Genomic DNA, 16,484 nt, shown 5'->3' with positions numbered 1-16,484 from the left:
CCGACAAGTCGAGCACCGCACAGAAGACGGCAGTCGTGAACAGACAGCACCTGCACGGTGCACACGGACACGTCACCTTCCTGGGTGCCGGGCCCGGAGACCCGGGACTGCTGACCTTGCGCGCCGTCGAGGCGCTGGGGCAGGCCGACGTACTGGTCGCCGACCCGCGCGTGTACGACGTCGTACGTGCCCATACCAGGGCAGGTGTGGACACACCGCTGCAAGCCGTGGCTGATGAGGCGTCAACTGCCTCCGCAGCGGCCGACGATGCAGCCCTCGACCCGGGCGAGTCTGCCATAGCCGCCGCGCGCGCCGGCAAGCGGGTCGTGCGTGCGGTCGCGGGCGACCCCGGGCTGGACTCGGACGCGGCCCGCGAGATGCTGGCGCTGGCCGACCAGGGCATTCCGTTCGAGGTCGTACCGGGTGTCGCCGCTGCCGTGGGCGTGCCCGCCTACGCCGGGGTTCCGCTGCGCGACGCGCAGGGCACCGATGTGCGGTTCGTGGACGCGCGGACGGCGGACGACCGGTGCTGGACCGAGCTGGGTGTCAGCGACGCGACCGTCGTCGTCTCCACCACTCTGGACCAGGTCACCGCGTCGGCGGGTGAGCTGGTGGCCGCCGGGCGCAAGCCGGACACCCCGCTGACCGTCACGCTGGCCGGGACGACCACCCGGCAGCGCACCTTCACCTCGACGCTGGGCCAGATCACCCAGACCCTCAAGCAGGCCAAGGTGCTGCCGTCGCCGGACGGCGGTCAGCCCGTCATAGCCGTGGTCGGCGAGCGCAGTGCCGCGGCCCAGCGCGAGCAGCTGGCCTGGTTCGAGTCCAAGCCGCTGTTCGGCTGGCAGGTCCTGGTGCCCCGCACCAAGGAGCAGGCGGCCTCCCTCTCCGACCAGCTCCGCTCCTACGGCGCCGTGCCCGCCGAGGTGCCGACCATCGCCGTGGAGCCGCCGCGCACCCCGCAGCAGATGGAGCGCGCGGTCAAGGGCCTGGTGACGGGCCGCTACGAGTGGATCGCGTTCACCTCCGTCAACGCGGTCAAGGCGGTCCGCGAGAAGTTCGAGGAGTACGGTCTCGACGCCCGCGCCTTCGCGGGGATCAAGGTCGCCGCCGTGGGTGAGCAGACCGCCAAGGCGCTGATCGAGTTCGGCGTCAAGCCCGACCTGGTGCCCAGCGGTGAGCAGTCCGCGGCCGGTCTGCTGGAGGACTGGCCGCCCTACGACCCGGTGTTCGACCCGATCGACCGGGTGTTCCTGCCCCGCGCCGACATCGCCACCGAGACGCTGGTGGCCGGCCTGATCGAGCTGGGCTGGGAGGTGGACGACGTGACCGCCTACCGGACGGTGCGCGCCTCGCCGCCGCCGGCCGAGACCCGGGAGGCCATCAAGGGCGGCGGGTTCGACGCGGTGCTGTTCACCTCGTCGTCCACGGTGCGGAATCTGGTGGGCATCGCGGGCAAGCCGCACAACGTCACGGTCATCGCCTGTATCGGCCCGGCCACCGCGAAGACCGCGGAGGAGCACGGGCTGCGGGTGGATGTCATGTCGCCCGAACCGTCGGTGCACAAGCTGGCCGAGGCGCTCGCCGACTTCGGTGCCCAGCGCCGTGCCGCGGCCGTCGAGGCGGGTGAACAGGTGAAGCGGCCGAGCGAGAAGCGCCCGGCCAGGAGGAGGGCACGCACATCATGAGCACGTACGGCAGCTACCCGGCGGCCCGGCCGAGGCGGCTGCGTACCACGGCGGCCATGCGTCGCCTGGTCGCCGAGCACCGCACGCAGCCCGCGCACCTGATCCTGCCCGCCTTCGTACGGGAGGGCATCAGCGAGCCGGTGCCGGTGGGCACGATGCCGGGGGTGGTGCAGCACACCCGCGACACGCTGCGCAAGGCCGCCGTGGAGGCGGTCGAGGCGGGCGTCGGCGGGCTGATGCTGTTCGGCGTGCCGGACGAGGCGAAGAAGGACGCGCGGGGCAGCGCGGGCACCGACCCGGACGGCATCCTCCAGGTGGCGCTGCGGGACGTGCGGGCCGAGGTCGGCGACGAGCTGGTGCTGATGTCGGACCTGTGCCTGGACGAGTACACCGACCACGGCCACTGCGGGGTGCTGACCGGCGACGGCCGCGTGGACAACGACGCGACGCTGGAGCGGTACGCCGAGATGGCCCGCGTCCAGGCCGACGCGGGCGCCCATGTGCTGGGCCCCAGCGGCATGATGGACGGCCAGATCGCGTACGTCCGCGCGGCGCTGGAGGATGCCGGGCACACGGACATCGCCATGTTCGCGTACACCGCCAAGTACTCCTCCGCCTTCTACGGGCCGTTCCGGGAGGCCGTCGGCTCCTCGCTCCAGGGCGACCGCAAGACCTACCAGCAGGACCCGGCCAACGCCCGTGAGGCGTTGCGCGAGCTGTCGCTGGACCTGGCCGAGGGCGCGGACATGGTGATGGTCAAGCCGGGGCTGCCGTATCTGGACATCCTGCGGGACTTCGCCGAGCGCGCCGAGGTCCCCGTCGGCGTCTACCAGATCTCCGGTGAGTACGCGATGGTCGAGGCCGCCGCCGAGAAGGGGTGGGTGGACCGCGAGGCGGCCATCCTGGAGACGCTGACGAGCTTCACCCGCGCCGGCGCGAACATGATCCTCACCTACTGGGCGACGGAGGCCGCGGGGTTGCTGCGCGCGCGGCGCTGAACCGGCGAGTCCGGCGAGAAGTTTCCGGAACAGGGCGTCATCCGCGGGGCGGATGGCGCCCTTCCGCGTTCTTCGTGTGTTCTCCGTGCTTCTCCCTGCTTCTCCGTGCTTCTCCGTGTCTGCTGTGAACGGACGTTTCCGTTGTGGACAAGTGGAAGGATCACTTACGATCTCCCCGCTTCGACCGAACTGGTGCCGGACGTCCGTGAGTTCACCCGGTGCATGTGCGGTCGTCGACACGTCATTGCGCTGTGCTGGGCGGCTTACCCCGCGCGAACCTCGACGGTGCACCTCTTCCGTCTCGCGAGTCCCCTTTGTCGCAGAGCCTTCGCAGAACGAGGAGCACTCCATGACGACTCTCGCCCGACCCGGCTTCCAGGTGGTCGAATCCGAGACGCGGGGACGGATCGACCCGATCGAGCTGTACCCGGGTGTGACGGCCCAGGTGGTCGACTGGACCGACCCGGCCGACGGCTCGGACCCGCTGCCGCGTGAGGCGTACGTACGGTTCGCGCCCGGCTCCGGCTACACCGAGCCCGACCACCACGGTGACAGCAGCGAGATCGTGGTCGTCCTGGAGGGAGAACTCCAGGACGAGGGCGGCAGCTATCCCGCAGGCACCCGGATCCGGGGTGCGAAGGGATCCACCCACACGCCGCGCAGCGAACAGGGCTGCCTGCTGTACGTGTTCTTCCCGCAGCGCTGAGGCTGCCGCGCGGAGGCCGGAACGGCGCAACGCACGTGAAATGTGTGGCAGTTGTGACGAAGTCCGTTCCGGCCCCCGCCGTCACGCCGTACTGACTAGACTCACCTCACTCTCCGGAGAACGATCGTTCTCCGGAGGGTGAAAGTCCTCCTTCCGCCTCATCGGAACTGCTTGAGGGGACCGATGCCCGAACCTTCGAGTTCCCCGACGTACGCGCTGGGGGAAGCGCCCGCAGCCGTCGGCGTCACAGGGGATGCGGCGCTGCGCCGCCGCATGGTGCGGCTGGTGTGCACCCCCGCGCTGGTCGTGGCGCTCGCCGCCGCTGTGCCGGTGGCGTATCTGTGGTCCACCTGGCAGCCGGACGAAGCCGCTGTGGACACCGGCTTCGGCGACGCCGGATCCCTCGCCGCGCTCGCCGTCGCGCTGCTGGCCGTCGCCGGAGCGCTCACCTTCGGCGTCCGGGGCGCGTCCGCGCAGGCCCGTACGACGCTCGAACAGTACGCGGCGCTGCGGCGCGCCGCCGAACGCAGCCAGTACGCGATGCGGACGCAGCTGCGCAGGCTGGAGGCGGGCGAGCAGCCGGCCCCGTCGGCCGCGTTCCGGGAGGCGGATCCCGTGCGGCCGGGCGCCGACGCCGCCGACCGGGTCGCCGTCTTCGTCAACCTCGCCCGCCGTCTCCAGTCGCTGCTCCACCGCGAGATCCGGGTGCTGGACGAGCTGGAGAACCAGGTCGAGGACCCGGAGATCCTCAAGAGCGTCTTCCAGGTCGACCATCTGGCCACCCGCATCCGCCGCTACGCCGAGAACCTGGCGGTACTCGGCGGCGCCGTCTCCCGCCGCCAGTGGACGCGGCCGGTGCCGCTGACCGAGATCCTGCGCTCCTCGGCTGCCGAGGTGGAGCACTACCAGCGGGTCAAGCTGGTGCCGCCGGTGGAGGGCGCCGTGGGCGGCCACGCCGTCGCCGACGTGATCCACCTGTTGTCCGAACTGGTGGAGAACGCCACGGTGTTCTCCGCGCCGCGGACCCAAGTGCTGCTGCGGGTCAGCCAGGTCACCGCCGGGCTCGCCATCGAGGTCGAGGACCGCGGGCTGGGGATGACCGAAGCCGCACAGCAGCGCATGAACGCCCTGCTGGCCGACCCCGACGGCGTCGACGTCGCCTCCCTGCTCTCGGACGGCCGGATCGGCCTCTACGTCGTCGGCACCCTGGCCCGCCGCCACGGCATCGCCGTCCAACTGCGCACCAACATCTACGGCGGCACCCAAGCCGTCCTCGTCCTCCCCCACTCCATGCTGGGCGGTCACCCCGAGCCCGCCCCCGAACGGGCCACGTCCGGCGACCCGCACCCCGCCGCACCCTCCGCCGGTCACGAACCCACCTTGCGCCTCACCCGCTCCCCCGGCCGCCATGCGGCACCACCGACGAGGGAGGCCGCATCCACGCCGCCGCCCGCCGCGGAGACCGGGGCCGCGCCGCAGCCGCGCGCCGGAGGCGAGCCGCGGCCGCCGTTGCCGCAGCGGCGTCGGCAGCAGCACATCGTTCCGGAGTTGCGGGAGGCGCCGGCGGCTGACACGGGGGGCGAGGAGCGTGGGCACGATCCCGGGCTGATGGCCGCTTTCCGGCGCGGGGTCGGCCGTGCGGAGCGCGCCGCTCCCGAAGAAGGCGGCCACTGGCCGTCACTCCCCGACGACGGGGCCGGCTCCCCCACCAGGAGGAAACACGATCACCATGAATGAAGCCCCCGCACATCAGACGCCGGCGGACCTGTCCTGGCTGCTGACCGGACTCGTCGAGCGCGTACCGCACACCCGCAGCGCTCTGCTGCTGTCGTCGGACGGTCTGGTCAAGGCCGCGCACGGACTGGAACCCGACACCGCGGACCATATGGCCGCGCTCGCCTCGGGGCTGTATTCGCTGGCCCGCAGTGCGGGAGTGCGCTTCGCCGACGGGGACGGGGTGCGCCAGGTCGTGGTCGAGCTCGACACCTCGCTGCTGTTCGTCACCACCGCGGGCCAGGGTGCCTGTCTGGCCGTCTTCGCCGGGAGCGAGGCCGACGCGGGGGTGCTGGGATACGAGATGGCGATGCTGGTCAAGAGCGTCCGCCCGTATCTGGCCACCCCCGTGAGACTGCACAGCGGCGACAGTGGCGCATGACGGCTACTCCGCCCCCCGGTGCGCACGGTTCCGACGACGACGAACCGTGGCTCGACGACGACGCGGGGCGGCTGGTGCGGCCCTACACCGTCAGCGAGGGCCGCACCAGGCCGTCGGCTCAATTGGATCTGCTGACCATGGTGCTGGCGACCGGGGAGTGGCCGGACGGCTATCCGGGCCCGGAGCACACCCAGGTGCTGCGGCTGTGCGAACGCCCCGTGTCCGTCGCCGAGATCGCTGCTGTCATCCGGCAGCCGGCCGCCGTGACCAAGGTGGTGCTGTCCGACCTGCTGGACTGCGGCGCCGTCACCACCCGGGGGCCCATCCATCTCCAGGAGGGCCCCGACCCGACCGACCGAGAAGTGCTGGAGGCGGTGCTGGATGGGCTCCGTAGCAGACTCTGATCCCTTCCCGACCGCCGTGAAGATCCTCGTGGCCGGGGGCTTCGGGGTCGGCAAGACGACGTTCGTGGGGGCCGTCAGCGAGATCGAGCCGCTGAGCACCGAGGAGTTGCTGACCCAGGTGAGCGCGGCGACGGACAGTCTGGAGGGCGTGGAGCAGAAGGCCACCACCACGGTGGCGATGGACTTCGGGCGGATCACCTTCGACACCGGCCATGTGCTGTACCTGTTCGGCACCCCGGGCCAGGACCGCTTCTGGTTCATGTGGGACGAGCTGTCGGCCGGTGCGCTGGGCGCCGTGGTGCTCGCCGACACCCGGCGGCTGGAGCACTGCTTCCCGGCCGTCGACTACTTCGAGCGGCGAGGCGTCGACTTCGTGCTGGCCGTCAACGAGTTCGACGGCTCCCACCGCTACACCCCCGACGAGGTGCGGGCCGCGCTCGACCTCGACACGGGCGTGCCCGTGGTGCTGTGCGACGCGCGCCAGGCCCACTCGTCGACCGGCGTCCTGATCTCTCTCGTCCAGCACTTGATCGACCCGAGGAGCACCCATGTCATCCGCACCGCTTGATCCCACGGCCCGGCTGCTGCTGACCCCGCAGGACACGGAGGCACCGCAGCGGGTGGCGCGGCTGCGGGAGCTGGGGATCGGGGAGCGTCCGGCACCGGAGTTCGACGCCTTCGCCCGTGAGCTGGCCCGGGCCACCGACGCGCCGTTCGCGATGGTCAACTTCATCGGCGAGGAGCAGCAGTTCTTCTCCGGGCTGTACGACTCGACCGTCGACCCGGAGAAGGGCCCGGTCGACCCGGGCGGCGGGGTGGGCCGGGTGATGGCCCGCGACCACGGCTTCTGTGTGCACGTGGTGGCCCGGCGCAGCGCGCTGGTGCTGGAGGACGTCCGCGACTTCGCCCGCTTCGCGGTCAACCCCGTGGTGGACGAGGTGGGCATCACCTCCTACCTGGGCGCGCCGCTGCTGGACCACTCGGGCATGCCGCTGGGCACGATCTGCGCCACCGACCAGCGGCCGCGCCCCTGGGGGCAGCAGGGGCTGCGGCTGATCAAGACGATGGCCGCGCAGTTGCAGGAGGAGATCCTGAGGACCGACGGCCCTCGGCGCTGAGGGACTTCTCCAGGCGTCAGAGCAGCTCGGGCAGCCCGGGCCTCAGAGCCGCTCGGGCGTGCGGATGCCCAGCAGCGCCAGGCCCTGGTGGAGGACCTCGGCCGTCAGGTCGCACAGGAACAGCCGGTTCTCGGACTGCTCCGTCGTGTCCGCCTTGAGCACCGGGCAGTTCTCGAAGAACCGGCTGTAGAGCGTGGCCAGCTCGTAGAGATACGCCGTCACCTTGTGCGGCTCGTACTCGTCCGCCGCCGTCACCAGCGTGTCGGCGAACGCGTCCAGGTGCAGGGCCAGCGCCCGCTCGGCCGGGGCCAGTTCCAGCTCCGGGTGCGCCACCGGCCGCAGCTCGCCCGCCTTGCGGAAGATCGAGCGGACCCGCGCGTAGGCGTACTGGAGGTAGACGCTGGTGTCGCCCTGGAGGGAGACCATCCGGTCCAGGTCGAAGACGTAGTCCCGGGTCATCGAGTTGGACAGGTCGGCGTACTTGACCGCGCCGATGCCCACCTGCTGCGCCCGCCGCTGGATCTCCTCCTCGGTCAGCTCGCCCTCGCCCCCGGAGGCGGCCTTCTCGCGGACGACGGAGGCCGCGCGCTCGACCGCCTCGTCCAGCAGGTCGACCAGCCGCACCGTCTCGCCCTCCCGGGTCTTGAACGGCTTGCCGTCCTTGCCCAGCACGGTGCCGAACGGCAGCTGCCGGGCAGCGCCCTCGGGCAGCCAGCCCGCGCGCCGTGCCGTCTCGAAGACCATCCGGAAGTGCAGCGACTGCCGGGCGTCCACCACATACAGCAGGGTGTCGGCCTTCAGCTCGCCGATCCGGTTGCGGATGGCGGCCAGGTCGGTGGCGGCGTATCCGAAGCCGCCGTTGGACTTCTGGACGATGAGCGGCGTGGGTGTGCCGTCGGGGCCCTTGACGTCCTCGAAGAAGACGCAGAGCGCGCCTTCGGAGCGCACGGCGACGCCGGACTCCTCCAAGTCCTTGACGACCTGCTGGAGGTCGTCGTTGTAGGCGCTCTCGCCGACGATGTCCGGGTCCCTGATCTCCACGTCCAGCTCGTCGTAGACGCCCTGGAAGTACGTCTTCGACTCGTCGACGATCTTGTGCCAGAGCGCCAGCGTCTCCGGGTCGCCGCTCTGCAGCGCCGGCACCCGGTCCCGGGCCCGGGACTTGAAGTCCTCGTCGGAGTCGAAGAGCGCGCGCGAGGACTTGTAGAGCCGGTTGAGCCGGGCCATCGCGGCCTCGCCCGCGTCCTTGGCGCCCGCCGTGTCCGACTCGTGGTCCAGCTCGTGCGGATGCTCGATCAGATACTGGATGAGCATGCCGAAGTTGGTGCCCCAGTCGCCGATGTGGTGGCGCCGGATCACCTTCTCGCCCCGGTGCTCCAGCAGATGCACGACGGCGTCGCCGATCACCGTGGAGCGCAGGTGCCCGACGTGCATCTCCTTGGCGACGTTCGGCTGGGAGTAGTCGATCACCGTCGTGCCGGGGTTGTCCTTGTAGGGCACGCCCAGCCGCTCGTCCTGCCGCCGGGCCCGGAGGTTCTCCATGATCGCCTCGTCGGCGACGGTGATGTTGAGGAAGCCGGGACCCGAGACCTCGATGTGCGCGATCACCGCGTTCTCTTCGTCCACCGGCAGCGCCTCGGTGACCTTGGCGGCCAGCTCCCGCGGGTTGCCCTTGAGCTTCTTGGCCAGCGCCAGCATGCCGTTGGCCTGGAAGTCCGCCCGGTCGCTGCGTCGCAGCAGCGGGTCGGCGGAGGCGGCCTCCGGCAGCGCAGCCGAGAGGGCGTCCGAGACGCGCTGGTGGACCGTAGCGGCAAGGGAGGGGACCGTAGCCATGGAGTGCTGACCGTTCCGTCGGGGTGGCTGGATGCGGTGCCCAGTATCCCACGTACGACAGCGCCGCCGCCTCGCATATACGGGTGGGGCAGCCGCCGTGGCACGGGTGGGACAATGGGGCCGCAGGCTTGCAAGCACGCGACGAGAAGGAAGTGCCGGACCGTGGCTCAGACCACTCATGAGGCCGACTGGGTCTCCCGTATCGCCGATGAGGTCATCGCCGAAGCGGAGCGCCGCGCGCCCGGCAAAGCAGTCGTGTGCGCGTCGGGCCTGAGCCCTTCCGGCCCGATCCACCTGGGCAACCTGCGCGAGGTGATGGTGCCGCACCTGGTCGCCGACGAGATCAAGCGCCGGGGCGTCGCGTGCGAGCACATCCTGTCCTGGGACGACTACGACAGGTTCCGCAAGGTCCCGGCCGGTGTCGAGGGCGTGGACGAGTCCTGGAACGAGCACATCGGCCGCCCGCTGACCTCCGTGCCCGCGCCCCCCGGCAGCCCGTACGCCAGCTGGGCCGAGCACTTCAGGGCCGCCATGGAGGCGTCCCTGCTGGAGCTGGGTGTGCAGTACCGGGGCATCAGCCAGACCGAGCAGTACACCTCGGGCGCCTACCGGGAGCAGATCCTCTTCGCGATGCGCGAGCGCGCCCGGATCGACGCCGTGCTCGACCGCTACCGGACGCTGGAGAAGGGCGCGAAGGGCGGCAAGAAGCAGCAGAAGCAGCAGAAGCCGGCCGATGAGGCGGAGGTGCAGGCCGCCGAGGGTTCGGGCGCCGCCGCCGAGGACGACGGCTCCGGCGCGGGCGCGGGCTCGGCCTACTACCCGTACAAGCCCTACTGCACGGCCTGCGGACGCGATCTGACCACCGTCACCGCGTACGACGACGAGACCACCGAGCTGTCCTACACCTGCCGGTGCGGGCACGGCGAGACCGTTCAGCTGCGCAGCTTCGACCACGGCAAGCTGGTGTGGAAGGTCGACTGGCCGATGCGCTGGGCCTACGAGGGCGTCGTCTTCGAGCCGTCCGGCGTCGACCACCAGTCGCCGGGCTCGTCGTTCGTCGTCGGCGGGCAGCTGGTCAAGGAGATCTTCGGCGCCGAGCAGCCGATCGGCCCGATGTACGCCTTCGTGGGCATCAGCGGCATGGCCAAGATGTCCTCCTCCAAGGGCGGCGTGCCCACCCCGGCCGACGCGCTGCAGATCATGGAGGCGCCGCTGCTGCGCTGGATGTACGCCCGCCGCAAGCCGAACCAGTCCTTCAAGGTCGCCTTCGACCAGGAGATCCAGCGCACCTACGACGAGTGGGACGCGCTCGTCCGCAAGATCGCCGACGGTTCGGCGCAGCCCGCCGACATCGCCGCGCACACCCGCGCCTCGTCCACCGCGCTGGGCCCGTTGACGATCACGCCGCGCCCGCTGCCGTACCGCACGCTGGCCTCGGTCACCGACATCACCGGCGGCCACGAGGAACAGACCCTGCGCATCCTCAGCGAGCTGGACCCCGAGCACCCGGTGCACTCGCTGGACGAGGTGCGCCCCCGGCTGGACCGCGCACAGCGCTGGATCAACACCCAGGTCCCGGCCGACCAGCGCACCCGCGTCCGCGAGGAGCCCGACGAGGAGCTGCTGGCCTCGCTCGACGAGGAGCAGCGCGAGTCGCTGCGGCTGCTGCTGGACGGGCTGGACGAGCACTGGTCGCTGGAGGGGCTGACCTCGCTGGTGTACGGCGTGCCGAAGGTGCGGGCCGGCTTCGCGCCGGACGCGAAGCCGACGGCGGAGATGAAGGCTGCTCAGCGCAGCTTCTTCGCGCTGGTCTACCGGCTGCTGGTCGGCCGCGAGACCGGGCCCAGGCTGCCCACCCTGCTGCTGGCCGTAGGCGCGGACCGGGTGCGCAAGCTGCTGGGCGGCTGACGCCGGTCGGCTGCCGCCGGGCCGGCTGATGCCGACGGGCTGGAGCGGTGCCCCTTGCGGGGCGCTCCGGTTCAGCCTGCGAGGCCCATCTCCGTGTTGTAGCGGTCGCGGAACTCGCGCATGTAGCCGCCCAGATAGGTCTCGCTCAGCAGACTGCCGTCCGCCGTGGTGATCCCGTGGCCCTCGTAGAGGTCGCGGGAGAGCTGGCGTGCCGTGGGGAACTGGCCGTGTGCGGCGACGTACTGGCGGTACGCCGAGAAGTAGAACTCCTCGCGCGGGACCCCGTCCGGGATGCCGACGGGCTCGTCACCGAGGTCCGGCGCCTCGGTGTAGCCAGGTTCCGGTCCCGGCTCCGGCTCCGGCTCCTGCTGGAGCGGGGCGGGCTCGACGAAGAGCTCCTGCTCGCGGGGCGGGGTGGGGACGGCGAGAGTGCGGTAGCGGCCGGGGGCCACGGGGACGGGGAACTCGGTCGCGGGCGGCTCCGGCTCCGCTTCCGCTGTCGGCTCCGGAACGGGCTCCGGGCTCGGTACGGGTTCCGGTTCCGCTTCCGGTTCCGGTCCGGACGTCGGCAGGTGCTGGTGGGCCGGCTCCTCGCCCGTCCCGGGGCCGGTGTCCCGCTGGGCAAGTTCGTGGCCGGAGGCGTCGTCCAAGGAGGGGACGGGGGCGGGCGTCAGGTCGGGTAGGGCGTCCGGCTCCGTCAGGGGCACCGGCTCCGGCTCCGGCAGCGTTGTCGCCCGGGGTGCCGTCCGGTGCAGCGGTACGCCGTAGCGGGTGAGTTTGAGGGGCATGAGGGCTTCGACGGGGGCTTTGCGGCGCCAGGCGCGGCCGTAGCGGGCGCGCAGTCTCGTCTCGTAGACGAGGCGGTCCTGTTCCATGCGGATGACCTCGTCGTAGTCGCGCAGTTCCCACAGTTTCATCCGCCGCCACAGGCGGAAGGTGGAGGGGAAGGCCAGCAGCCAGCGGGAGAGGCGTACGCCCTCCATGTGTTTGTCGGCGGTGATGGCGGCCACGCGTCCGGTCGCGTGCCGGGCGGCTTCCACGGTGACGACGAACAGCACCGGGATCACCGCGTGCATGCCCACCCCGAGCGGGTCGGGCCAGGCGGCGGCGCCGTTGAAGGCGATGGTGGCGGCCGTCAGCAGCCAGGCGGTCTGCCGCAGCAGCGGGAACGGGATCCGGATCCACGTCAGCAGCAGATCCAGCGCGAGCAGCACGACGATGCCCGCGTCCACCCCGATCGGAAAGAACGGAGCGAAAGCGCCGAAACCTTTCCGCTCGGCCAGCTCACGGACCGCCGCATACGAGCCGGCGAAACCGATCGCCGCGATCACCATGGCACCGGCCACCACCACAGCGATGAGTATGCGGTGTATTCGGGTCAGTTGTACGCCCTGCACAGGAGTTGTCCCCCACCCTCGGAAACTGGCGGGCCCAGCCTGGCACATGTTGCGGGCGCTGACGCGCACGGAGCCCGGCCCTGGGCGGGAGGGCCGGGCTCCGAGCGGTGCCGGGTGCGGCTGCGGTGCCGGTGCCGCGGGGGAGGGGTGGCGGCTACTTGATGTGCTTGGCCGCTTCCTCGGCGGCCTTCGCCGCCTGCTTCGACACGTCCTTGGCGCTGGGCTTCTTGGCGTCCTCGAAGCCGGCGCCCTCGTAGTCGACGGTGATCACCACGTTCGCGGTGCGGGCGATCAGGCGCTCGGCGCGGTACTCCTCGGACTTGCCCTTGGCGTCCTTCTTCTTGGTCTCGTACCCGACGGAGACCGCCTCTTCGCCGATGCCGGAGACCGGGGACTGCTTGACGTCCTTGTTGTCCTTGTTGCCGCTCTTCTCCTCGACCTGCTGCTTGACGTACTCGGCGGCGCGCTTGTCGCCGGAGCCGATCGCCGGGTCGGAGTCGAAGCGCTTGAGGGAGAGCGTGAGCTGCCGGTAGTCGTACTTGTCCAGACCGCTCCACAGGCAGCTGTTGGAGTCGTTGGTGTCGCCCGAGCCGACGCGCTTGCCGGAGGCGTTGTCCGTCCCCGGCACCAGGTCCTTCACGGCCTTCTTCGCGAGGGTCTTGCAGGAGTCGGGGAGTTCCTTGTACTTCGCGGGCGCCACGGTGGGGGACTTGCTCGCGGAGGCCGAGGGGGTGTCGGACTCCTTGTCCTTGTCCGAGTCGGAGGAGCAGCCGGCGACCAGCAGGACGGGGAGCGCCACTGCCGCACAGGCGAGCGAGTTCCTGACGGTCTTGCTCCGTCGAGGGGCGTTGCGCGGGGCGTTACGGTGCATGGTTCCTTCGCTTCCGGGATCTTCACCAGTTCTGCCGAGCCGAAAAGTGGCCGCGGTGCTGACGGAACGGTACGCGGCGCCTGGGGTGGTGTGGGCGATTCGTGGCACCTTCCACAGCGTGGGACTGCCCACAGGTGGGACTGGCCACAGGTGGGACTGGCCACAGGTGGGACTGGCCACAGGTGGGACTGACCGTGCCGGGGTGGGGAGGGATCAGTCCTCCTCGAACTGCCCCTCGAGCTGCTCGGCGAGCTCGCGTGCCTTGTCCTGAAGTTCCTTGCTGTCCGGAATCCGGTGTTTGTCGGTCACCCACTGGTCGTACTCGACGGTGGCGATCACATTGGCCGTCCGGAAGACCAGGGTGATGTCCCGGTGCAGCCCGGAGTCCGCGGTGTGCAGGGTGTCGTCGATGTAGGCGGCGTCACCGATGTCGTCCAGGGCGCGGGGTGCCAGGTCCTCGTCCGAAGTGGGGGAGGGGCTGTCCTCGGGGCCGTCCCCCGGTTCGCCTGAGCCGTCCTCGGCGTCCCTGCCGTCCGAACCGCCCTCTTTATCGGTCGGCGACGCATGGCCGTCGGGTGTCTCCCCGGCCGACTGGCCGGAGGCGGGGCCGACCGCGATCCCGGCCTTGCGCGCCTTCTTGGCGAACAGCCGCTCGGCCTGCTCGTCGTCGCTGACGGTCGGCTTGTAGGAGACCACCCGCTCGAAGTTCACCGACAGATGGCGGGTGCTGAGCGTGGTCGCGCTCTTCCAGTTGCAGCCCACCCGCCGGTCGGTGTCGTAGGTGACGCTCGCCTCGCCCTCGAAGGGGCTGGCGCTGTCGCTGGGCGCCGGGGTGTCGCCGTCCTCCGCCGCGGCGGCGCCCGGCAGCATCTCGCGGAGCTGGTTGACGGCGACCGTGCCGCACGGCTCGGGGAGGGTGTCGTACTTGCCGGGCGCCGCAGCCGAGGGGGAGGCCGAAGCGCTGCCGGGTTTGCCGTCCTCGCCGTTGTCGGCTCCGGAGGACCCGGTGCAGGCGGTGAGGGTTCCGGCGAGCGCGAGGGCCAGCGCGGTCGTGGTCGCGTACGACGCGAGTGTCCCGCGCTTCGCATCCCTGATTGCCCTCCGCGGCACGGCTGGCCTCCTCGTTCGGGGTCGTCCATAGGGGCGTCCGGGTCGCCCGGCCTCGGATGCGCCCGCACAGCGTTCCGCCGAGGGGGCGATGGGACATGTCTACCGCACCCGCCGCTCGGACGTCCGGTCGCCCGGCCTCTATGATGCGCGAAGTCAGGTTTTTCCCTTTTGTCAAATTTTCTGAGCGCCGCCGGCTCGCCGTCCTCTCTCCCCTCGCCTTCCCCGCCTGCCGTCGGCTCTCCTGTGGTGCGTCTCGGGCGCTCCGCCGCCCGCGCGGCGGCGACATCGGCCGCCGCGCGGTCAACGTCCAAGCCATGCAAGCCATTTGGGCCGAACGACCGCCGCTCGGACAGCAGGTTTGAGCCGACTACTTTCCCCCGGTCGGGGTAGCGGCCCCCGTATCCATCGGAGCCTCATGTACTCGTCGGAGGAAGGGGTCACAGAAACCGTGAAGCAGCAGACAGAGGAGGCGGCAGCCTCCTTCGGGGGACCGGGCGGCCATCCGCGGACCGACCGAGTGGTGTTCGGCATCACGGCGCTCCTCACTCTCGCCTTCGTCGTCTGGGGAGCGGTCGCCACCGACTCCCTGGGTGATGTCTCGTCGGACATGCTGAGCTGGACGATGCACAACGGTGGCTGGGCCTTCGTGCTGGCTGCCACCGGTTTTGTGCTCTTCTCCCTGTGGCTGGCCTTCAGCCGCTACGGAAAGATCACCCTCGGCAAGGAGGGGGAGGAGCCGGAGTTCAGAACGGTGTCCTGGATCGCGATGATGTTCAGCGCGGGCATGGGCATCGGCCTGATGTTCTACGGCGTGAGCGAGCCGCTGAGCCACTTCGCCGAGCCTCCGCCCGGTACGAACCCGGGCAACGACGCGGCCCGCATGGAGACCTCGCTGGCCACCACCCTCTTCCACTGGACGCTGCACCCCTGGGCGATCTACGCGGTCGTGGGCCTGGCCATCGCCTACAGCTGCTTCCGCCGCGGGCGGCGCCAGACGATCAGCGCCGTCTTCACCCCGCTCATCGGTGAGAAGGCGGCCAACGGCTGGATCGGCAAGGTCATCGACATCCTGGCGATCTTCGCGACGCTCTTCGGGTCCGCGGCCTCGCTGGGCCTGGGCGCGCTCCAGATCGGCAGCGGCATGGAGGAGGCCGGCTGGGCGAGCAAGGTGAGCACCGGGGTGCTGGTCACCATCATCGCCGTGCTGACGGTGGCGTTCGTGGCCTCGGCCGTCTCCGGTGTGGAGAAGGGCATCCAGTGGCTGTCCAACATCAACATGGTGCTGGCCGGGCTGCTGGTGCTCTTCCTCTTCGTCGTCGGCCCCACGGTCCTGATGCTCAACATGGTGCCGACCTCCCTGGGCAGCTACCTGGGAGACCTGCCGCAGATGATCGGGCGCACCGACTCCAGCAGCGGCAAGGGCGTCGCCGCCTGGCTCTCCAGCTGGACGGTCTTCTACTGGGCGTGGTGGATCTCCTGGACGCCGTTCGTGGGCATGTTCATCGCCCGCATCAGCCGGGGCCGCACCATCCGCCAGTTCGTCGGCGGGGTGATACTGGTGCCCAGCGTCGTGAGCCTCATCTGGTTCGCGATCTTCGGCGGTACGGCCATGAAGCTGCAGGCCGACGGGACGAAGCTGGGCACCACCCAGGAGGCCCAGCTGTTCAACGTGCTGAACGAGTACCCGATCGCCGGGTTCACCGGACTGATCGTGATGATCCTGGTCGGCATCTTCTTCGTCTCCGGCGCCGACGCCGCCTCGATCGTGATGGGCACGCTCTCGCAGAAGGGCACGCTGGAGCCCAGCCGGGGAGTCGTCATCATCTGGGGCGTCCTCACCGGCGGGGTGGGCGCGATCATGCTGATGATCGGCGGCGGTGGCGACGAGGCGCTGGAAGGTCTGAAGAACCTCACGATTCTGGTGGCGGTGCCGTTCACCGCCGTGATGGCCGGGCTGTGCTTCGCCCTCACCAAGGACTTGCGCCGGGATCCGCTGATCGTCCGTACCGAGCGGGGCGAGGAGGCCGTGGGCAGCGCGGTCGTCGCGGCACACGAGCAGTACGGCGGCGAGTTCGAGTTCCGTATCGGCCCGGTGGACCCCGAAGCGCCCAAGCTGGACGCCGAGGTACTGGACGAGGAGGTCGCGCAGGCCGTCAGCGACGCCGCGTCGGCGGCGGAAGAGGAGCCGGACCGAGCCAGGGACTGACAGCACGGTGCCCGCCATCTGTCGTCGGGGTGGCGGGCACCGTCGAAGGCTGGTGCCCCAAGGCCACAACAAACCCGCAGCCCGCAAGCG

At 70.7% G+C, this 16,484-nt stretch carries 14 protein-coding genes; 10 read left to right on the top strand and 4 right to left on the bottom strand.

Translation table 11 applies throughout. The features are described 5' to 3' along the window. Positions 1 to 35: 35 nt before the first annotated feature. The 8 genes from HC362_RS13530 (at position 36) to HC362_RS13495 (ending at position 7,069) form a co-directional block, all read left to right on the top strand. Positions 36 to 1,688 (top strand): bifunctional uroporphyrinogen-III C-methyltransferase/uroporphyrinogen-III synthase, encoded by a 1,653-nt coding sequence (locus HC362_RS13530; RefSeq protein WP_243088552.1) that lies wholly within the window; start codon positions 36 to 38, stop codon positions 1,686 to 1,688. Continuing rightward, positions 1,685 to 2,686 carry a porphobilinogen synthase gene (hemB, locus tag HC362_RS13525; protein WP_243084172.1) on the top strand — a complete coding sequence of 334 codons (1,002 nt, stop codon included), beginning with the start codon at positions 1,685 to 1,687 and terminating at the stop codon, positions 2,684 to 2,686. Before HC362_RS13530 ends, hemB begins: the two co-directional genes overlap by 4 nt. A 349-nt stretch (positions 2,687 to 3,035) precedes the next feature. Further along, a complete protein-coding gene (locus HC362_RS13520) occupies positions 3,036 to 3,392 on the top strand; it encodes a cupin domain-containing protein (RefSeq protein ID WP_243084171.1) in 357 nt (118 codons plus the stop codon). Positions 3,393 to 3,575: 183 nt separating this feature from the next. After that, on the top strand, positions 3,576 to 5,129 hold the full coding sequence (locus HC362_RS13515; RefSeq protein ID WP_243084170.1) for an ATP-binding protein: 1,554 nt from the start codon (positions 3,576 to 3,578) through the stop codon (positions 5,127 to 5,129). Further along, the gene (locus tag HC362_RS13510) at positions 5,122 to 5,547 is read left to right on the top strand and encodes a roadblock/LC7 domain-containing protein (protein ID WP_243084169.1); all 426 of its coding nucleotides are present in this window, start codon (positions 5,122 to 5,124) and stop codon (positions 5,545 to 5,547) included. Before HC362_RS13515 ends, HC362_RS13510 begins: the two co-directional genes overlap by 8 nt. Continuing rightward, the gene (locus HC362_RS13505; RefSeq protein WP_243084168.1) at positions 5,544 to 5,951 is read left to right on the top strand and encodes a DUF742 domain-containing protein; all 408 of its coding nucleotides are present in this window, start codon (positions 5,544 to 5,546) and stop codon (positions 5,949 to 5,951) included. Before HC362_RS13510 ends, HC362_RS13505 begins: the two co-directional genes overlap by 4 nt. After that, positions 5,929 to 6,519, top strand: coding sequence for an ATP/GTP-binding protein (locus HC362_RS13500; protein WP_243084167.1), 591 nt, complete (start codon positions 5,929 to 5,931; stop codon positions 6,517 to 6,519). Before HC362_RS13505 ends, HC362_RS13500 begins: the two co-directional genes overlap by 23 nt. Then, positions 6,500 to 7,069: a GAF domain-containing protein gene (locus HC362_RS13495; RefSeq protein ID WP_243084166.1), complete on the top strand. Its 570-nt coding sequence runs from the start codon at positions 6,500 to 6,502 to the stop codon at positions 7,067 to 7,069. Before HC362_RS13500 ends, HC362_RS13495 begins: the two co-directional genes overlap by 20 nt. Positions 7,070 to 7,111: 42 nt before the next feature. Here the strand turns inward: HC362_RS13495 and argS are convergent, their stop codons facing one another. Beyond that, positions 7,112 to 8,902: an arginine--tRNA ligase gene (gene argS, locus HC362_RS13490; RefSeq protein ID WP_243084165.1), complete on the bottom strand. Its 1,791-nt coding sequence runs from the start codon at positions 8,900 to 8,902 to the stop codon at positions 7,112 to 7,114. Between the two features lie 162 nt (positions 8,903 to 9,064). On the opposite strand from argS, the gene lysS reads away from it, so the two are divergent. Then, positions 9,065 to 10,810, top strand: a complete 1,746-nt coding sequence (lysS, locus tag HC362_RS13485) for a lysine--tRNA ligase (RefSeq protein ID WP_243084164.1) — start codon at positions 9,065 to 9,067, stop codon at positions 10,808 to 10,810. 71 nt (positions 10,811 to 10,881) lie between these two features. Here the strand turns inward: lysS and HC362_RS13480 are convergent, their stop codons facing one another. From HC362_RS13480 to HC362_RS13470, 3 genes are all read right to left on the bottom strand, one after another. Next, complete coding sequence (locus HC362_RS13480; RefSeq protein WP_243084163.1) at positions 10,882 to 12,207, bottom strand: DUF2637 domain-containing protein; 1,326 nt, start codon at positions 12,205 to 12,207, stop codon at positions 10,882 to 10,884. A 154-nt stretch (positions 12,208 to 12,361) separates the two neighbouring features. Then, positions 12,362 to 13,078, bottom strand: coding sequence for a DUF3558 domain-containing protein (locus HC362_RS13475; RefSeq protein ID WP_243084162.1), 717 nt, complete (start codon positions 13,076 to 13,078; stop codon positions 12,362 to 12,364). 213 nt (positions 13,079 to 13,291) lie between these two features. Continuing rightward, positions 13,292 to 14,188, bottom strand: coding sequence for a hypothetical protein (locus tag HC362_RS13470; RefSeq protein WP_243084161.1), 897 nt, complete (start codon positions 14,186 to 14,188; stop codon positions 13,292 to 13,294). A gap of 448 nt (positions 14,189 to 14,636) precedes the next feature. On the opposite strand from HC362_RS13470, the gene HC362_RS13465 reads away from it, so the two are divergent. After that, positions 14,637 to 16,394, top strand: a complete 1,758-nt coding sequence (locus tag HC362_RS13465) for a BCCT family transporter (RefSeq protein WP_243084160.1) — start codon at positions 14,637 to 14,639, stop codon at positions 16,392 to 16,394. Positions 16,395 to 16,484 lie beyond the last annotated feature (90 nt).

Origin of the sequence: Streptomyces sp. 891-h (assembly GCF_022760275.1) — a bacterium.
Classification (GTDB): domain Bacteria; phylum Actinomycetota; class Actinomycetes; order Streptomycetales; family Streptomycetaceae; genus Streptomyces; species Streptomyces spirodelae.
Note: the sequence above shows the minus strand (reverse complement) of the source record. Positions and strands in the feature narration are given on the sequence as shown.